Source organism: Janthinobacterium sp. Ant5-2-1 (assembly GCF_001445815.1).
GTDB classification, from domain to species: Bacteria; Pseudomonadota; Gammaproteobacteria; order Burkholderiales; family Burkholderiaceae_D; genus Janthinobacterium; species Janthinobacterium lividum_E.
The window spans coordinates 37,239-52,274 of the sequence record NZ_LNCE01000022.1; the positions used below are offsets into that span (position 1 = coordinate 37,239).

Below are 15,036 nucleotides of genomic sequence, written 5' to 3' on the forward strand. Positions count from 1 at the left end.
CTATGCCTGCGCAACTGGCGCGTAGCCTAGCACCTATCAAAACCTACTGCGCGTCGTAATTTGCGGCCTGCGATGCTCACTGTACCTTCGTACAGTTGCGCTTCTCAGCCACAACTTCCTTCCGCTCGCTACGGTTTTGTTAGGCGCTATAAGCCTGCACACCTTTACAGTGTGCGGGGCACGAATGGAGTGGCATGAACGATACCCAGCGCGATATTGTCAGCGCAGGTTTTTCCCTGGCTCTGATTGCCGTGACGGCCTTCGTCATGCAGCGTTTCTTCTTGCCGCTCGTGTGGGCCGGCATCCTGTGCGTAGCCACTTGGCCACTGTACCTGCACGTGCGCGCGGCGCTGGGCCAGCGCCCCATCGTGGCGGCGGCCGTGCTGACCCTGGCGTTCGCCTGCATCTTCATCATTCCCGTGCTGTTCGGCGTGGCGCAGGCGGCGCGCGAAGTGCCAGCGCTGGCCAATTTCGTCGTGCATGCAAATACGGACGGCTTGCCCGTGCCGGACTGGGTGGCGCATATCCCGCTGGCTGGCAGCGCCATCGGCGACTGGTGGCAAGCCACCCTGAGCCAGCCCCACGGCCTCGGCCATTTCTTTGCGGGCAGCGCCGTGGGCGGCTTTCATTCCGCGCGCGACATGCTCAAGGTGCTGGGTGCGGACGTGTTCCACCGCCTCGTCGACTTCGGCCTGGCTTTCTTGTGCCTGTTTTTCTTCTACAAGGATGGCGAAGCGCTGACGCGCCAGATCACGGCCGTCGGCAGCCATTTCCTGCGTCCAGAACGGTGGGGCCGCTATGCGCAAAAGATCCCGACCGCCATCCGCGCGACCGTCAATGGCCTGGTGCTGGTGGGCCTGGCCGAAGGCGTGCTGATCGGCATCGCCTACGCCATCGCCGGCTTGCCGTCGCCGGCCTTGTGGGCGTTCGCCACAGGCATCCTGGCCATCATTCCGTTTGGCGCGCCGCTCGCTTACCTATGCGCGGCCGCCTTGCTGGTCTTCCAGGGTAATGTGGGCGCCGCCATCGGTGTGGCCGTCTGGGGCACCGTGGTGCTGTTCGTCGCAGACCACTTCGTGCGCCCCGGAATGATCGGCAACGCCACGCGCTTGCCCTTCCTGGCCGTGCTGTTCGGCATTCTGGGCGGCGTGGAAACCCTGGGCCTCGTGGGCCTGTTCATCGGCCCTGTCGTGATGGTGCTGTTCGTCACGCTTTGGTACGAAGCGAACGTCTCTGACAAGGCGCTGCCAGTGCAAACACCTGCCAGCCCGGCCGCGCCAGAACGCACACAGTAATGAGGGGTTGGCCAGCGTTGCCGCTGGCCAGTACTGGCGCGCTCCAGGCGTGGCCGGACGGAGCTGACTTTACAACAGGGTGCGAGTACCTTGTTTTAAAGTCATTCTTAATGTGCCTTGGATAGAATGAGCAACCAACGGCGCATCAGCAGCACTTCAACATAGCCCGGCTCGATGCCCGTACCGCACTCGATCAGGGGATTGACGGTGTAGTAGCGCTTGCGGAAGTCGCGGCAGACGAGGATTTCGCGCTTGCCCATGCGGACGAGGAAAGAGCTTGGGGCGTATTCCAGGCCGAACCGTGAGCCAAAACCGCTATTCAATGTTGCCATGACAATTCCTTTGAGGGAGATGTGTTGAACGAGTCATCAGAATAGCATAACTACTGTATGAATACACAGCTACTGTATGAATAAACAGTATTTTTTTACTGGTGTGGTTTTTTTGATCACCACGCTTAATTTGAGGAGTAAGTAGTTTGCAAGAGAAAAATGACCTGGGCATGACCACGGGCTGGACCACGAAACTGCGCCGCTTCGTCGAGGCGCGTCTGTCGCCCGAGGGCGAACTGGGTTTGCATATGACGGTGGGCGTGGCGCTGATGCTGGTGGCCATTGTCGTCTTCCACGAGATCGCCGAAGCCGTGATGGGCATGCAGCAAATCACCGTGATCGACTTGCAGGTGGCGCACTGGTTCAACCAGCATGCCGTGCCGTGGATCACCAGTTTCCTGCTGGTCGTCACGCACATGCATGGCGTGATCGGCGCCATCACCCTGGCTGTCTTGCTGGGCTGGTATCTGCACCGCAAGGGTGCCGACTATTGGCTGTTTACCCTGATCATCACCATGCCGGGCGTCATGTTTTTGAACCTGCTGCTAAAGTACATTTTTGTCCGCGCGCGGCCCAGTTTTGACGAGCCCATCCTGCAGACGGCCTTGAGCACGTACAGCTTTCCGAGTGGCCATACCGCCACCTCGACTGCCCTGTACGGCTTGCTGGCCGCCTACCTGATTTGCCAGACGGCGCCGGGTGCCTGGGGCAAGCGCATCGCCATCGCGCTGGGTGCTTTCCTGATGGCGTCACTCGTGGGCTTCAGCCGCATCTATCTGGGCGCGCATTACCTGAGCGATGTGCTGGCGGCCATGGCGGAAAGCTATGGCTGGCTGGCCATCTGTATCGCCGGCGTGTCGACCCTGCGCCGGCGCCGGCACATCCGGCAAACCAAATAAGGGGAAACGATCCTGAGCAAGATTGCAGTCATCATCAACGGGGGCGCCGGCTGCGGCTATGCGCCCGACTGGGCGCAGCAGCTCGAAGCGAAATTTGCCGCCGTGGGGCTCGACGCCGACATTACCCTGGCGCAAAGCGGCGCCGAGATGATTGCCACGGCCGAGCAAGCCCTGCGCGATGGCGCGCCCGTCGTCGTGGCCGGGGGAGGCGACGGCACCATCAATGCCGTCGCCTCCGTCGTTGTCGGCAGCGGCACGCCGTTCGGCGTCTTGCCGCTGGGCACATTGAACCATTTCGCCAAGGATTTGAATATTCCGCTCGAGCTCGATGCGGCGATTGCCAACGTGGCGCAGGGCGTGCCGCACCAGGTCGACGTGGGCGAAGTCAATGGCCGCATCTTCCTGAACAATTCCAGCCTGGGCCTGTATCCGGATATCGTGCGCGACCGCGAAAAGCAGCAGCGCCGGCTGGGGCGGGGCAAGTGGCTGGCCTTCAGCTGGGCCCTGCTGGCCGCCTTGCGCCGCTATCCGTTCCTCAGCGTGCAATTGACACTCAACGACGCCGTGCATGCGCGGCGCACGCCATTCGTCTTCATCGGTAATAATGAATACATGATGGAAGGCTTGAATATCGGTGAGCGCGAGCGGCTTGATGGCGGCCAGCTGAGCCTGTACGTGGCGCAGCGTCCGGGCCGCCTGGGCTTGTTGAAGCTGGCATTGCACGCGCTGTTCGGCAAGTTGTCGCAGGCCAAGGATTTTGATGTGCTGACGGCCACCGACCTGGAAATCGCCACGCATCACCGCCGCCTGCGCGTGGCCACCGATGGCGAAGTGACCATCATGAATACGCCGCTGCAGTACCGTATCCGCACGGCCGCGCTGGCCGTGCTCGTGCCGGCGCCGGCACTTTCTGGGGAGTAAGGCCATGCGTACCATCGTGCATTTGTCCGACTTGCATTTTGGCAGGGTCGATGCGGACCTGCTGGCGCCCTTGCGCGCACTGGTCGAGCGCCTGGAGCCTGACGTGGTGGTGGTCTCGGGCGACCTGACGCAACGCGCCCGCAGCGCCCAGTTCCAGCAGGCGCGGCACTTTCTCGACAGTTTGCCGGGGCCGCAGATCGTGGTGCCGGGCAACCATGACGTGCCGCTGTACAACGTCTTTTCCCGCTTCCTCACGCCGTTGGTGAAGTACCGGCGCCATGTGACGGACGATTTGTCGCCCGAATATGTGGACGAGGAAATCGCCGTGCTGGGCATCAACACGGCCCGTTCCCTGACGTTCAAGGATGGGCGCATCAGCCACGAGCAGATCGATTTCCTGCGTGAACGCCTGGGCAGTTTGCCGCCCGGTTTGACGCGCATCATCGTCACGCATCATCCATTTGACTTGCCGGAAAACTTCGACAAGGATGACCTGGTCGACCGCGCGCCGCAGGCGCTGCAAATGTTTTCCGAATGCGGCGTCGATTTGCTGCTGGCGGGACACTTGCATGCGAGCGTGGCGGGCAATACGGCCGAGCGCTACAAGATCGCCGGCTATGCTGCGCTGATGGTGCAGGCGGGCACGGCCACGTCCACGCGGGGCAGGGGCGAGTCGAACTCCTTCAATGTGCTGCGCGTGGAAAACAGCTGCATCCGGGTCGAGCGCTACAGCTGGAATGAGGACAGCGCCGACTTTGAAAAAGTCAGCACGGAAGCGTTCGAGCGCCAGGGCGGCGTGTGGGCCAGCTTGCGGCCGCTGTAGGTTTCCCGTAGGTCGGATTGGCGCGGCGAAGCCGGGCGTAATCCGACAAGATTGTTGGCTTTGGTAATGGCTGTGGTGATGTCGGATTACGCTCCGCTAATCCGACCTACAGCCAGTAGTTCATGAAACGCGCCGCCCACTCCTTCATGCGGTCGGAGAGCGGCCGTGTTTCCCATTTCGCCCTGGTGATCTCTTCCGAGTCGCGCAAGTCTTCCTGGAAGGCGTTTTCCATTTCACGGCCGAAACTGTCACCGAGCACGATCACGTTCAGTTCGCTGTTGTGCAGGAAGCTGCGCATGTCGATGTTGGTCGAGCCGACGGTCGACCAGGCGCCGTCGATGACGGCCGTCTTGGCGTGCAGCACGGCCAGTTTCAAATGAAAGATGCGGATGCCGCCAGCCAGCAGCTGGTCGTACAGCGCGTGTCCCGCATGGAACACGAGGCCGCTGTCGGACACGCCGGGAAGCACCACGGTGACGTCCACGCCCCGTTTCGCGGCGGCTACAAGTGCGTCGACCGTCTGCTGGTCGGGCACGAAATAGGCGGACGTGATGTGGATCGATTTCTTTGCTTCCTGGATGGCCAGGATGTACGCCTTGTAGATCTCGAAGCCGCCCTCCGGCTCGCTGGCCACCACGCGCACCAGCTTGTCGCCCACTTCAGACAGGGTCGGGAAGTAATTGGCATCAGGCAAGTCGGCCTGGTCTTGCTGGGCCCAGGTGCGGATGAACAGCCACTGGAAGGCGGCCACGGCCGGGCCTTCCACTTTCACGTGGGTATCGCGCCAGCCTACGTCCTTCTTGTCCGTGGGTTTCGATTTCGAGCGGAACAGCGAGCTTTTCGCATAGGTATCGCTGATATTGATGCCGCCCGTAAACGCCATCTTGCCGTCGACGATCAGCACCTTGCGGTGGTCGCGGTTGTTGATCTTCCAGTCGTCGCCCTTGAGCTTGGCGGGGTTGACGGGGTTGAACGCCACCAGGTGGATGCCGGCCGCGCGCATGCGGTCGAAGAACGCCTGCGGCACGCCGATGGTGCCGACGCTGTCGTAGATGACGTTGACCGTCACGCCCGCCTGCTGCTTTTCGATGAGCATGTCGGCAAATTTCAGGCCCAGCGGGTCCTGGTCGAAGATATACGTTTCCAGGTTGATGCTGGTCTTCGCTTCGCTGATGGCCTGGAACATGGCGGCCATCGTTTGCGGGCCGTCAAACAGCAGGGTCACCTTGTTGCCCTTGATTAAAGGCACGCCCGTGGCCGCCTCTTCCAGCGCGGCCTGGGTCTTCAAGTCCATGCCGGACTTGGCCCAGCGCTTGTTGAGCAGGGCGGCGCGGCTGTTGACGTTGAGCACGGCGCCCTTGCCCGTGATGACTTTGGGCTTGGCCACCGGCTCCAGGGTGGTATTGAGATTCTTGACATTGGGCAGCGAGGCGCATGCAGCCAGGGTCCAGCACAGCAGTAGGGCGGTGAGACAGGGTTGCATGCGCCGAGCGGTCATTTTTGAGCCTTGTTCGTCAGTGACAGGGTTGCCGACTCGTCAAGCAGTGCCAGGGGTGGCGGGTTTTTCGAGCCGAAGAAGAAGACGATGGGCGAGCGCAGGAAGCGCTTGCCCAGAATCTTCAATAATTGCATGCCGTGCTTGAAGCGCACCTGGCGTGAACGCAGGGCCACCCACAGGGCCAGGCCGAAGCTGACCAGCAGGTTGGCCGTGCCGATGGCGAAGATGCCCGACAGTGACTTGACGGCCAGTTGCCAGCTCATGTTGTGGTCGAGGCCCACGAGGGCTGTCGCAAAGTTGGCGGCCGAGAAGGTGATGTGGCGGATATCGATCGGCAAGCCGATCAAAAAGCCCAGGGTGCCGATGGAGCCCAGCAAGATACCAAAATAGAAGTTACCCATCAGCCCGCCCAGGTTGTTTTCCAGGTACAGGCCCAGGCGCTGCAGGCGTTCCTGGCCGATCACCCGGCCCAGGCCGCGCAATTGCGCGATGCGCTGCGCCCAGCGCGTGTACAGGGCCTGGTTGTCATAGTAGCCGGAAATCAGGCCGGCCACGAACAGGCACACGCCGGCGATCATGGCGTAGAAGATGGCGGGGCTGCCGATGGGGTCGATATCGTGCAGCAAGTGCATGGCTTTTTCGGGCGTCACCAGATTGTGCCCCGTGATCGCCTTGTAGCCGAGGGCGATCAGCCAGGCCGTAGGAATGGCGGTGGCCAGGTTGCCCAGCACGGCCATGTTTTGCGTGCGGAAGACCTTGTTGATCAGTTCGGCCATGCTGTCGAGGTCGATGTTCCGGCCATCCTTGCTGTGCAGGCCGGCCGCGATGCGCGACGCCGTCATGGCCGGCTGCTTGGTGGCCACCGTGAAGTGCAGCAAGTGGATGAACATGAAACCGATCGAGTAATTCATGCTGAACATGAACGCTTCGACCAGCGGCGCCGAGCGCAGGTAGGACATCAATATCTTGAACAGGGCCATGAAGCCGATGATCACGCCCGCGCCGGCGGACGAGAGGAACATGGCGCCCATTTCGCGGCGGTTTTCCGCGATGTAGTGCTCGCCCGTACGGCTGGCGTTTTCCGTCACATTGCGCGCCAGCAAGTTGATATTGTCGGAAAACAGGTCGCTGACCTTGTACTTGTGGTTATGCGCGCGTATCAGTTCCAGCGCCAATCCGACGGCGCCCGCGCGGCGGCGGCTGACGGGCTGCGGGTGCAGCAAGTCCTGCGTGGCGTCGACGGTGATGGCGGCGATGTCCACGTTGTTCGATGCGGGCAGCTCGCCGCTCGTGTCGACGAGGAACAGCAGCTTGCGCAGGCGTTCGATGCTTTGCGCCAGCGCCACCAATAAATACGTGAGAGGAATGCTGGTGCCCTGGTACAGCGCCTTCTTGCGGATCTTGGCGATGACAGCGTCGCACTGGTCCAGCATCACCAGCAAATGGCGCGCGTCCTCGATGTGTTCGATATCGCCTTGTAGCAGGCTCGTGTAGGCGTCCAGGTAGGCGTTTACTTCCGTATTCTGCACCATGAACGGCGACTGGAACACTTCGATTTCATTGTGAAAACGCGTCAGTTCCGGTTCCAGGCCCATGGCGCAGACGCGGTAGGACAGGGTGCGGATGGCGTCGAGCATGCCTGGCAGCATGATGTTGCCATCGCCGACGGCCAGTTCGATCTCGTCGCTGGTCAGCACGTCGAACAGTTCCAGCCAGTCCGTGGCGGGCACGTTGCTGATCCATAAATAATCGGTCTTCAGGTACAGCACCTGGTCGAGCGCGTCGTTCAGGTATTCGTCGCCCAAGGCGGGCGGCAGCATGCGGTAGGCGATGCGGCGTTTCAATTCCGTGAAAAAACCGCTGTTCGACAGCACGCCGATATCGGTGTACAGGCTGGCGTGGCGGCGCGCGGCCAGCACGCGCAGCACGTATTCGTGCAGGGCGCGCGCTTGGGCGGGGTTACCTTTGAGAAGCTGGCGCAGGGTGCGCACGTTGGCAATCGCGGTAGCGCTGTCGTGGGAGCGCTTGGGACGCAGTGAGTTGAACAATTCCACCAGCAAGTCGATATTGCTGGAGTTGGGGTCAATGCGTTCGAGGATAGCTAGCATGCAGAAAAAACGGGCGAGCCGCTGTCGGTAAAACCAGTAGTGTACCGCCTGCGTCAGATCGCGCAACGTTCGCCACCGAACATTGCTTTACGGCAGGGCCTGCAATTACCGCCATTTCGCCGCAAATTGCCACAATCATGGTCAATCTTGCGTGTTGTCAGGGTACGACGCATTTCCCGGGACTAAGCTGAAGTTTCTGTTGTACAACGCACGGATGGCTGGACAAAAAGCGGGGATAAGGTAACACTGAGATCAGACACACAGCGCATGTCCTGATCAATACCGGGAAGTTTCATTCACGTTACCGAGATATTTATCATGAAGACCTCGTATTTTGCGCTTGCTGTGATAGGGATGGGGCCTTTCGCGCTGGGCGCGACGGCCCAGGCTGCCGATGGCGCAGGCAGTGCCGCATCCAGTAACGTTGCCGTGTACGGCGTGCTCGACGCGGGCATCGTGGCCGAACGGGGCTGCGCCGCCAATTGCGCCGGCGCCAAGGTGTCCGGCGGTGTCGCCTCCGGTTCGCGCCTGGGCGTGCAGGGCCGCGAAGCGCTGGGCAATGACGTATCGGCCGTATTTACCCTGGAAGCGGGCATCCAGAACGACACGGGCCAGTCGGAAGAGGGGCGCTTGTTCGGCCGCCAGGCCTACGTGGGCCTCGACAGCCGCCTGGGCGCGCTGACCCTGGGGCGCCAGTACAACCTGCAATACCTGACCCTGACCGACGTGGCCGACCCGTTCAAGGGCGGCATGGCCGGCAGCGCCAGCAACCTGGCCGGCTACAGCGTGAAACGCTACGACAATACCGTCAAATACGTGACACCGGCCTTGCGCGGCGTAACCGCCAGCGCCATCTACAGCTTTGGCGAGTCGCCGTACAGCAGCGCCAACAACCGCGCCTATGGCGCCACCCTCGGCTATTCGTCCGGCGCAGTGAATGTCAGCGTGTCGCACCAGCGCAAAAACAACTTCATCCTCGCCTCCGGCACCTTGCCCGCCATCGACATGTCGGCCCGCAACACCCTCATCGCGGCGAACATTGACCTGAAAGTGGCCACCGCCTTTGCCGCCGTGGGCGTCAACAAGGGCTATGGCAGTTCGCCGTGGGACCCGAACAATGCCTACAGCTCGCTGGCCCTGTCGATGTCGTCGTCGGACAGCCGCGACACCTTGCTGGGCGTGTCCGTGCCCGTGGGCGGCTTCAAGCTGCTGGCCTCGTACGTGCGCAAGGACGACCGCGACCTGGCCGACCGCGACGCCAAGCAGGTAGCCGTCGGCCTCACGTATTCCCTGTCAAAGCGCAGCGATTTCTACGCGTCCTACGCGAAGATCCACAACAAGAATGGCGCCCGCTACACGGTGGGCAATGCCAGCGACGCGGGCCGTGGCGACGCCGCCTTCAACATGGGCTTCCGTCACGGTTTCTGACCAGCAGCGCTTGATGGCGCAGGACACGTTGCTCCCAGCCACTTGCCGTTGCTCGTCACATTCACCTGTTCCGGCGTGCCGCGCGCGCTGGTCGTCACCGCCAGCTGCATGTTGAACGCCTGCTCGCCGCTGAATATCACCTTGCCTTCGCCGCTCGATTTCGGATTCGCGCACGTAAACGACACCTGCATGCCGCCCGCGATGTCCTTGTTCTTCGAGGTGCAATCGCCGGGCTGGCCCGTGGGAATCTGCTTGCGCGCGGCCATTTCCGGCGTCACGCAAGCCGTCACGCGCACGGCGCCGCTGGCGTCCACGGTGGGCATGGCCATGCCGCGGCTGGCCGCCATGCTTTCCAGCTGCTTGCGTTGATCGGGAGGAAGGTTGCCCAGCTGCTGCAGCACCATGGACATGGCGTTGTCGGTGGCGGCGTCCGGCGACGCCATCTTGCTGTCGACCTGCCACAGGCCCGGTTTGATGGTGGGGGACGACGAGGCGGCCTGGGCGCTGGCCTGGCTGCCCAAGGCGGCGCAAGCCAGTAAACTGAGGCTTAGCAAAGAATGTTTCATGTTGGCGTCTCCAGAAAAGGCAGACCCCAGCATACGGCATGGCAAGCGGGGCACGCTTGCCATTGTGTTACAAACTGTGATCGGGCTCGATGCGGCGCACGTCCACGCAGGCGATGCGGCGCTCGTCCGCCTCGACGATTTCATAGCGCAAATCGTCGAGTTCCAGTACTTCGCCCACGGCCGGCATGTTTTCGAAATGCGCCAGCAGGAAGCCGGCCAGCGAGTTGTACTCGCCGTCTTCGCTGACCAGGGTTTCCGTTTCGAACACTTGCTCCAGGTAATGCAGGTCCGTCGCGCCGTCGATGCGCCAGTGGCCGGGGCCCAGCACTTCCACGTCGGGCTGCTCGTCCTCGTCGGGGAATTCGCCGGCGATGGCTTCCAGGATGTCGATCGGCGTGAGCACGCCTTGCACGGTGCCGAACTCGTCGACCACCAGCACCAGCTGGCCGCGCGAGCGCTTCAGCGTTTCCATGGCTTTCAGCACGCCGGCCGCTTCCGGCACGACGACGGCTTCGCGCATGCTGGCCGGGTCGATCTTGCCGTGCGATACCAGGTCTTCGATCAGGTCCTTGCTGCGCGCGATGCCGACCACATTGTCGAGGTCGTCATTGCAGACAGGAATCATGCTGTGCGGCGTTTCACGCAGCAGTTGCAGCATCTTGTCGCTGCTGTCGTTCAGGTTGACCCACGACACGTCGCCGCGCGGCGTCATCACGGAGCGGATCGAGCGTTCGGCCAGGGTCAGCACGCCGCTGACCATGTTGCGCTCTTCCACGCCGAAGGCGGAGACGTCGGGCAATTCCTTGACTTCGTGTTCTTCGACGGTTTCGCGGCCCTTGCGCCCGCCCAGCAGGCTCAGGACGGCTTGCGCCGTGCGGTCGCGCAGCGGGGCGTTCGATTGCAGCTTGAGGAAGTTGCGGCGCGCCAGCTGGTTGAAGAACTCGATGACGATGGAGAAACCGATGGCGGCGTACAGGTAGCCTTTCGGAATGTGGAAGCCCAGGCCTTCGGCCACCAGCGACAGGCCGATCATCAGCAAAAAGCTCAGGCACAGCACGACAACGGTGGGGTGGGCGTTGACGAAGCGCGTCAGCACCTTCGAGGCCAGCATCATGACGACGATGGAAATGACGACGGCCGCCATCATCACGTACAGGTTTTCCACCATGCCGACGGCCGTGATGACGGCGTCGAGCGAAAAGACGGCGTCGAGCACGACGATCTGCGCCACCACGAGGCCGAAGCCGGCGTAGACTTTCGGGCCCGTCTGGGCGTGCGTGACGCCTTCGAGGCGCTCGTGCAGCTCGCTGGTGGCCTTGAACAGCAGGAACAGGCCGCCGACGAGCAGGATCAGGTCGCGCCCCGAAAACGAGAATGTCAGTATGGAAAACAATGGCGTCGTCAGGGTGACCAGCCAGGAAATCAGCGAGAGCAGGCCCAAGCGCATGACGAGGGCCAGGGTCAGGCCCAGCACGCGTGCCTTGTCGCGCTGGTGCGGCGGCAGCTTTTCGGCCAGGATGGCGATGAAGATCAGGTTGTCGATACCCAGTACGATTTCCAGTACGACCAGCGTCAGCAGGCCGACCCAGATTGTCGGGTCAAATAACCATTCCATGTGTGTAACCTTGTAAAGTCAGTAAGTATCAAGCTTGCCTGGCGGCTAGTGCCCCGGGCGTGATGGGTGCTGCTGTGTTCGTCTCAGTGGCGGACGCGCGGCGGCCGGGTGGCCAGCCGCACGTCCGCTTCGGAAAGTGCGCCCGGTCCCGCTTGCCAAATGATGGCGTAAAACGGCACCGCCTGGCGCGAGGTCGGGTACAGCGTGATGGGGTCGTTGTCGCATTCGTCGGCGGCGCAGCTGTCGCCGGGCAATCCGGCATGGGCGCTGGGGTCAATGCAATCTGCGGCAGGCGTGGCGGCAACGCCGGCCACATCAAGGTGCTGGAATGGGGAAGGGCTGGCGTAGGCCATGCTGGCGAACGCCTGGGGTAACGCGATGAAAACAAAAAGGCAGAGCAGGACGAGAGCTCGTCTCATATACAGGCAGATAGTTCTGGAACCGTGGAGTATAGCACGCGCACATAACAGCTTGATGACAGGGGCTTGCGTAACTGATAAGCATGACGTAAATTATGAAATGGCAATAATTTCACGTGGCGGCGAAGACGCAGCGCGAGCTCCGTGATCATTCTTGCACTCAGTATGTATTCCATGGCGCTTGCCGTTGCGCCTTGCCTAATCATGTAGTGTTACCAGGACCTTGCCTTGAAACCAATTACCGCTCTCCTGCTTGCCGCCGGCATCCTGTCGCCGTCGTTCATCCTGGCCGCCACTCCGGTGGAAGCCGCGCCGACCCAGAAAGCCGGCAAGGCTGCGCCGAACCGCGCCGCCGCCGTCAAGGTCACGTCCGTCGAAGGCATTACCGAATACCGCCTGGCCAATGGCTTGCGCGTGCTGCTGTTCCCGGACGCCAGCAAGCCGACACTGACCACCAACATCGTCTACCTGGTCGGTTCGCGCCATGAAAACTATGGCGAAACGGGCATGGCCCACTTGCTCGAGCACTTGCTGTTCAAGCCCAGCGCCAACTTCGGCATCAAGAAGGGCAGCAAAACCCCGGTCGAGATCCTGAACTCGACGGGGGCCGATTTCAACGGTACCACGTGGTACGACCGCACCAATTACTACGCCACTTTCCCCGCCAACGATGACAACCTGCGCCAGATGCTGGCCATGGAAGCGGACCGCATGGTCAACGCGGCCATCGACCAGAACGACCTGTGGAATCCAAAGACGCAGAAGGGCGAAATGACCGTCGTGCGCAACGAGTTCGAGATGGGCGAGAGCGATCCGATCGGCGTGACGAGCGAACGCATCCAGGCCATCGCCTACGACTGGCACAACTACGGCAAGTCGACCATCGGCGCCCGTTCCGACATCGAGCAGGTGAACATTCCCCGCCTGCGCGCGTTTTATCATAAATATTATCAGCCCGATAACGCTGTGCTGATGGTGGCGGGCCGCTTCGACGAAGCCAAGGTCTTGAAGCAGATCAATGAGCTGTTCGGCAAGATCCCGAAACCGACGCGCGTGATCGAGCCGACCTACACGGCGGAACCCGTGCAGGATGGCGAGCGCGCCGTGACGGTGCGCCGCAGCGGCGGCACGCAGTTTGTCGGAGCCGGCTACCACGTGGCGCCGTCCGGCAACCCGGACGCCGTCGCCATCGAGGTGCTGGGCCACGTGCTGACGGACGCACCGGCTGGCCGCCTGCACAAGGCGCTGGTGGAAACCAAGCTGGCCAGCAAGATTGAATACAACGCGGTGAGCAACCTGGAGCCGGGCTACAACCTGTTTGGCGCGCTGGTGCCCGTCGATGGCAACCTCGACGCGGCGCAAGCGGCCATGCTGAAAGTGCTGGAGGACTTGAAGTCGCAACCGGTCACGGACGCGGAAGTGGCGCGCGTGAAACAGCAGCTGAACAAGCAGGTCGAACTGATCACGTCGAACACGGCGCGCATGACGATTGCCCTGACGGAATCGCTGGCGGCCGGCGACTGGCGCTTGTTCTTCCTGCAGCGCGACCAGCTCGACAAGCTGACGACGGCGCAGGTGCAGGCGGCGGCCGAGAAATACCTGAAGAGCTCGAACCGCACCTTGGGCCGTTTCATCCCCACCGATGCACCGGACCGCACCGTCGTGCCGGCCTACGCCGACGTGGCGCCGCAACTGGCCGGCTACACGGGCCGCGCCGTCGTGGCGCAGGGCGAAGCGTTCGACCCGAGCCCTGACAATATCGAAGCGCGCACGACGCGCTTCACCTTGCCGAACGGCTTGAAGGGTGCCTTGCTGCCGAAGAAAACCAAGGGCAATACTGTCAGCGTCGTGTTGAAATTGCAGATCGGCAGCGAAGAGAGCTTGCGCGGCAAGGCGCAAGTGGGCAGCTACACGGCCAATCTGTTGTCGCGCGGCACGGATAAGCTGTCGCGCCAGGAAGTGAAGGACAAGTTTGACCAGCTGGGCACGCAAGTGGCCATCACGGGCGGCGCCGAGGGCGTCACCGCGATGCTGACGGGCAAGCGCGAGAACTTGCCGGCCGCCATGGACTTGCTGGCGCAAGTGCTGCAAAAGCCGGCCTTGAACGAAACGGAATTTTTGGAGTTGCAGCGCGAAAGAGTCGGCCGCGCGGAGCAGGAATTGCCTGAGCCCCAGCCGCTGGCCGTGAACGCCTTCCGCCGCCTGCTCGACGCGACGCCGGAAGGCCATGTGCGCCACGTGGCCACCTTGCCAGCCGAACTGGCGCAATGGAAAGCCATCAAGGTTACCGATGTGAAAGCCTTCCACGGCGCTTACTATGGCGCGTCGAACGCCACCTTTGCAGCCGTGGGCGACTTTGACCCGGCCGCGCTGAAGGCGCAAGTGGCCAGCCTGTACGGCGGCTGGAAGGCGCAGCAGCCGTACGTGCGCATTCTGGATGCCGTCAAGCCGGTCAGCGGCGAGAAAGTCACGCTGGAAACGCCGGACAAGGCCAACAGCGTGCTGTTCGCCATCCAGCCGATTCCCCTCAAGGATGACGCCGCCAGCTATCCGGCCCTGCTGATCGCCAATCACATGCTCGGTGGCGGCGCCTTGCGCAGCCGCCTGGCCGACCGTATCCGCCAGAAGGAAGGCCTGTCGTACGGCGTCGGTTCGCAAGTGAGCATCCCGTCGCGCGAGCCGGCCGGCTACTGGATGGCCTACGCCATCAGCGCGCCGCAAAACACGGTCAAGGTGGAAGCGGCCCTGCGCGAGGAAATCGCCAAGGTGCTGGCCGATGGCTTCACGGAAGCCGAACTGGTCGAAGCGAAGAAAGGCTGGCTGCAATCGGAAGAAGTGGGCCGCACGCAAGACGCGGGCCTGGCGCGCGAACTGGCCGGCTACCTGGCACAGGACCGCACCATGGCGTACGACAAGGACCTGGAAACGAAAGTGGCCGCCTTGACCCTGGCGCAAGTGAACCAGGGCCTGCGCGAATACCTGAAGCCAACGGCCGTCTCGGTGGTGACGGCAGGCGACTTTGCCAAGGTGGCGAAAGAGGGCGAAAGCGGCGCCAAGGCAACGACGTCGAAATAAGCTGTTTCAACAAAAAAAACCCGCCGGCAAGTTACCTTGCCGGCGGGGTTTTTATTT

Annotated in this window: 12 protein-coding genes; 6 read left to right on the forward strand and 6 right to left on the reverse strand. The window is 62.3% G+C overall.

The window, feature by feature from the left end; genetic code table 11:
* Positions 1-194: 194 nt before the first annotated feature.
* Positions 195-1,295 carry an AI-2E family transporter gene (locus ASN89_RS08475; RefSeq protein ID WP_058048978.1) on the forward strand — a complete coding sequence of 367 codons (1,101 nt, stop codon included), beginning with the start codon at positions 195-197 and terminating at the stop codon, positions 1,293-1,295.
* Between the two features lie 107 nt (positions 1,296-1,402).
* Here ASN89_RS08475 and ASN89_RS08480 read toward each other — a convergent pair whose 3' ends face one another.
* Positions 1,403-1,627 carry a hypothetical protein gene (locus tag ASN89_RS08480; RefSeq protein WP_010396348.1) on the reverse strand — a complete coding sequence of 75 codons (225 nt, stop codon included), beginning with the start codon at positions 1,625-1,627 and terminating at the stop codon, positions 1,403-1,405.
* Between the two features lie 146 nt (positions 1,628-1,773).
* On the opposite strand from ASN89_RS08480, the gene ASN89_RS08485 reads away from it, so the two are divergent.
* From ASN89_RS08485 to ASN89_RS08495, 3 genes are read left to right on the forward strand one after another with little or no spacing between them, the layout of a single operon-like run.
* The gene (locus ASN89_RS08485) at positions 1,774-2,526 is read left to right on the forward strand and encodes a phosphatase PAP2 family protein (protein ID WP_321166318.1); all 753 of its coding nucleotides are present in this window, start codon (positions 1,774-1,776) and stop codon (positions 2,524-2,526) included.
* Positions 2,527-2,538: 12 nt separating this feature from the next.
* A complete protein-coding gene (locus ASN89_RS08490; protein WP_152988518.1) occupies positions 2,539-3,447 on the forward strand; it encodes a diacylglycerol/lipid kinase family protein in 909 nt (302 codons plus the stop codon).
* A 4-nt stretch (positions 3,448-3,451) separates the two neighbouring features.
* On the forward strand, positions 3,452-4,270 hold the full coding sequence (locus ASN89_RS08495; RefSeq protein WP_046682414.1) for a metallophosphoesterase family protein: 819 nt from the start codon (positions 3,452-3,454) through the stop codon (positions 4,268-4,270).
* A gap of 106 nt (positions 4,271-4,376) precedes the next feature.
* On the opposite strand, the gene cls is transcribed toward ASN89_RS08495, so the two are convergent.
* Positions 4,377-5,753 (reverse strand): cardiolipin synthase, encoded by a 1,377-nt coding sequence (cls, locus tag ASN89_RS08500; RefSeq protein ID WP_414842508.1) that lies wholly within the window; start codon positions 5,751-5,753, stop codon positions 4,377-4,379.
* Between the two features lie 11 nt (positions 5,754-5,764).
* Entirely contained in the window at positions 5,765-7,876 is a 2,112-nt protein-coding gene (locus ASN89_RS08505) for a site-specific recombinase (RefSeq protein ID WP_058048985.1), read from the reverse strand.
* A 318-nt stretch (positions 7,877-8,194) separates the two neighbouring features.
* Here ASN89_RS08505 and ASN89_RS08510 point away from each other — a divergent pair, with 318 nt between their 5' ends.
* Positions 8,195-9,304: a porin gene (locus tag ASN89_RS08510; protein ID WP_046682416.1), complete on the forward strand. Its 1,110-nt coding sequence runs from the start codon at positions 8,195-8,197 to the stop codon at positions 9,302-9,304.
* On the opposite strand, the gene ASN89_RS08515 is transcribed toward ASN89_RS08510, so the two are convergent.
* The 3 genes from ASN89_RS08515 to ASN89_RS08525 form a co-directional block, all read right to left on the reverse strand.
* The gene (locus tag ASN89_RS08515; protein WP_046682417.1) at positions 9,292-9,870 is read right to left on the reverse strand and encodes a DUF3617 domain-containing protein; all 579 of its coding nucleotides are present in this window, start codon (positions 9,868-9,870) and stop codon (positions 9,292-9,294) included. The two genes, ASN89_RS08510 and ASN89_RS08515, sit on opposite strands and share 13 nt — an antisense overlap.
* Positions 9,871-9,937: 67 nt before the next feature.
* Entirely contained in the window at positions 9,938-11,485 is a 1,548-nt protein-coding gene (locus ASN89_RS08520) for a TerC family protein (protein WP_046682418.1), read from the reverse strand.
* A gap of 83 nt (positions 11,486-11,568) precedes the next feature.
* Positions 11,569-11,838 carry a hypothetical protein gene (locus ASN89_RS08525; RefSeq protein WP_046682419.1) on the reverse strand — a complete coding sequence of 90 codons (270 nt, stop codon included), beginning with the start codon at positions 11,836-11,838 and terminating at the stop codon, positions 11,569-11,571.
* A 294-nt stretch (positions 11,839-12,132) separates the two neighbouring features.
* On the opposite strand from ASN89_RS08525, the gene ASN89_RS08530 reads away from it, so the two are divergent.
* On the forward strand, positions 12,133-14,979 hold the full coding sequence (locus ASN89_RS08530) for a M16 family metallopeptidase (protein ID WP_058048981.1): 2,847 nt from the start codon (positions 12,133-12,135) through the stop codon (positions 14,977-14,979).
* The last annotated feature ends 57 nt before the right edge of the window (positions 14,980-15,036 follow it).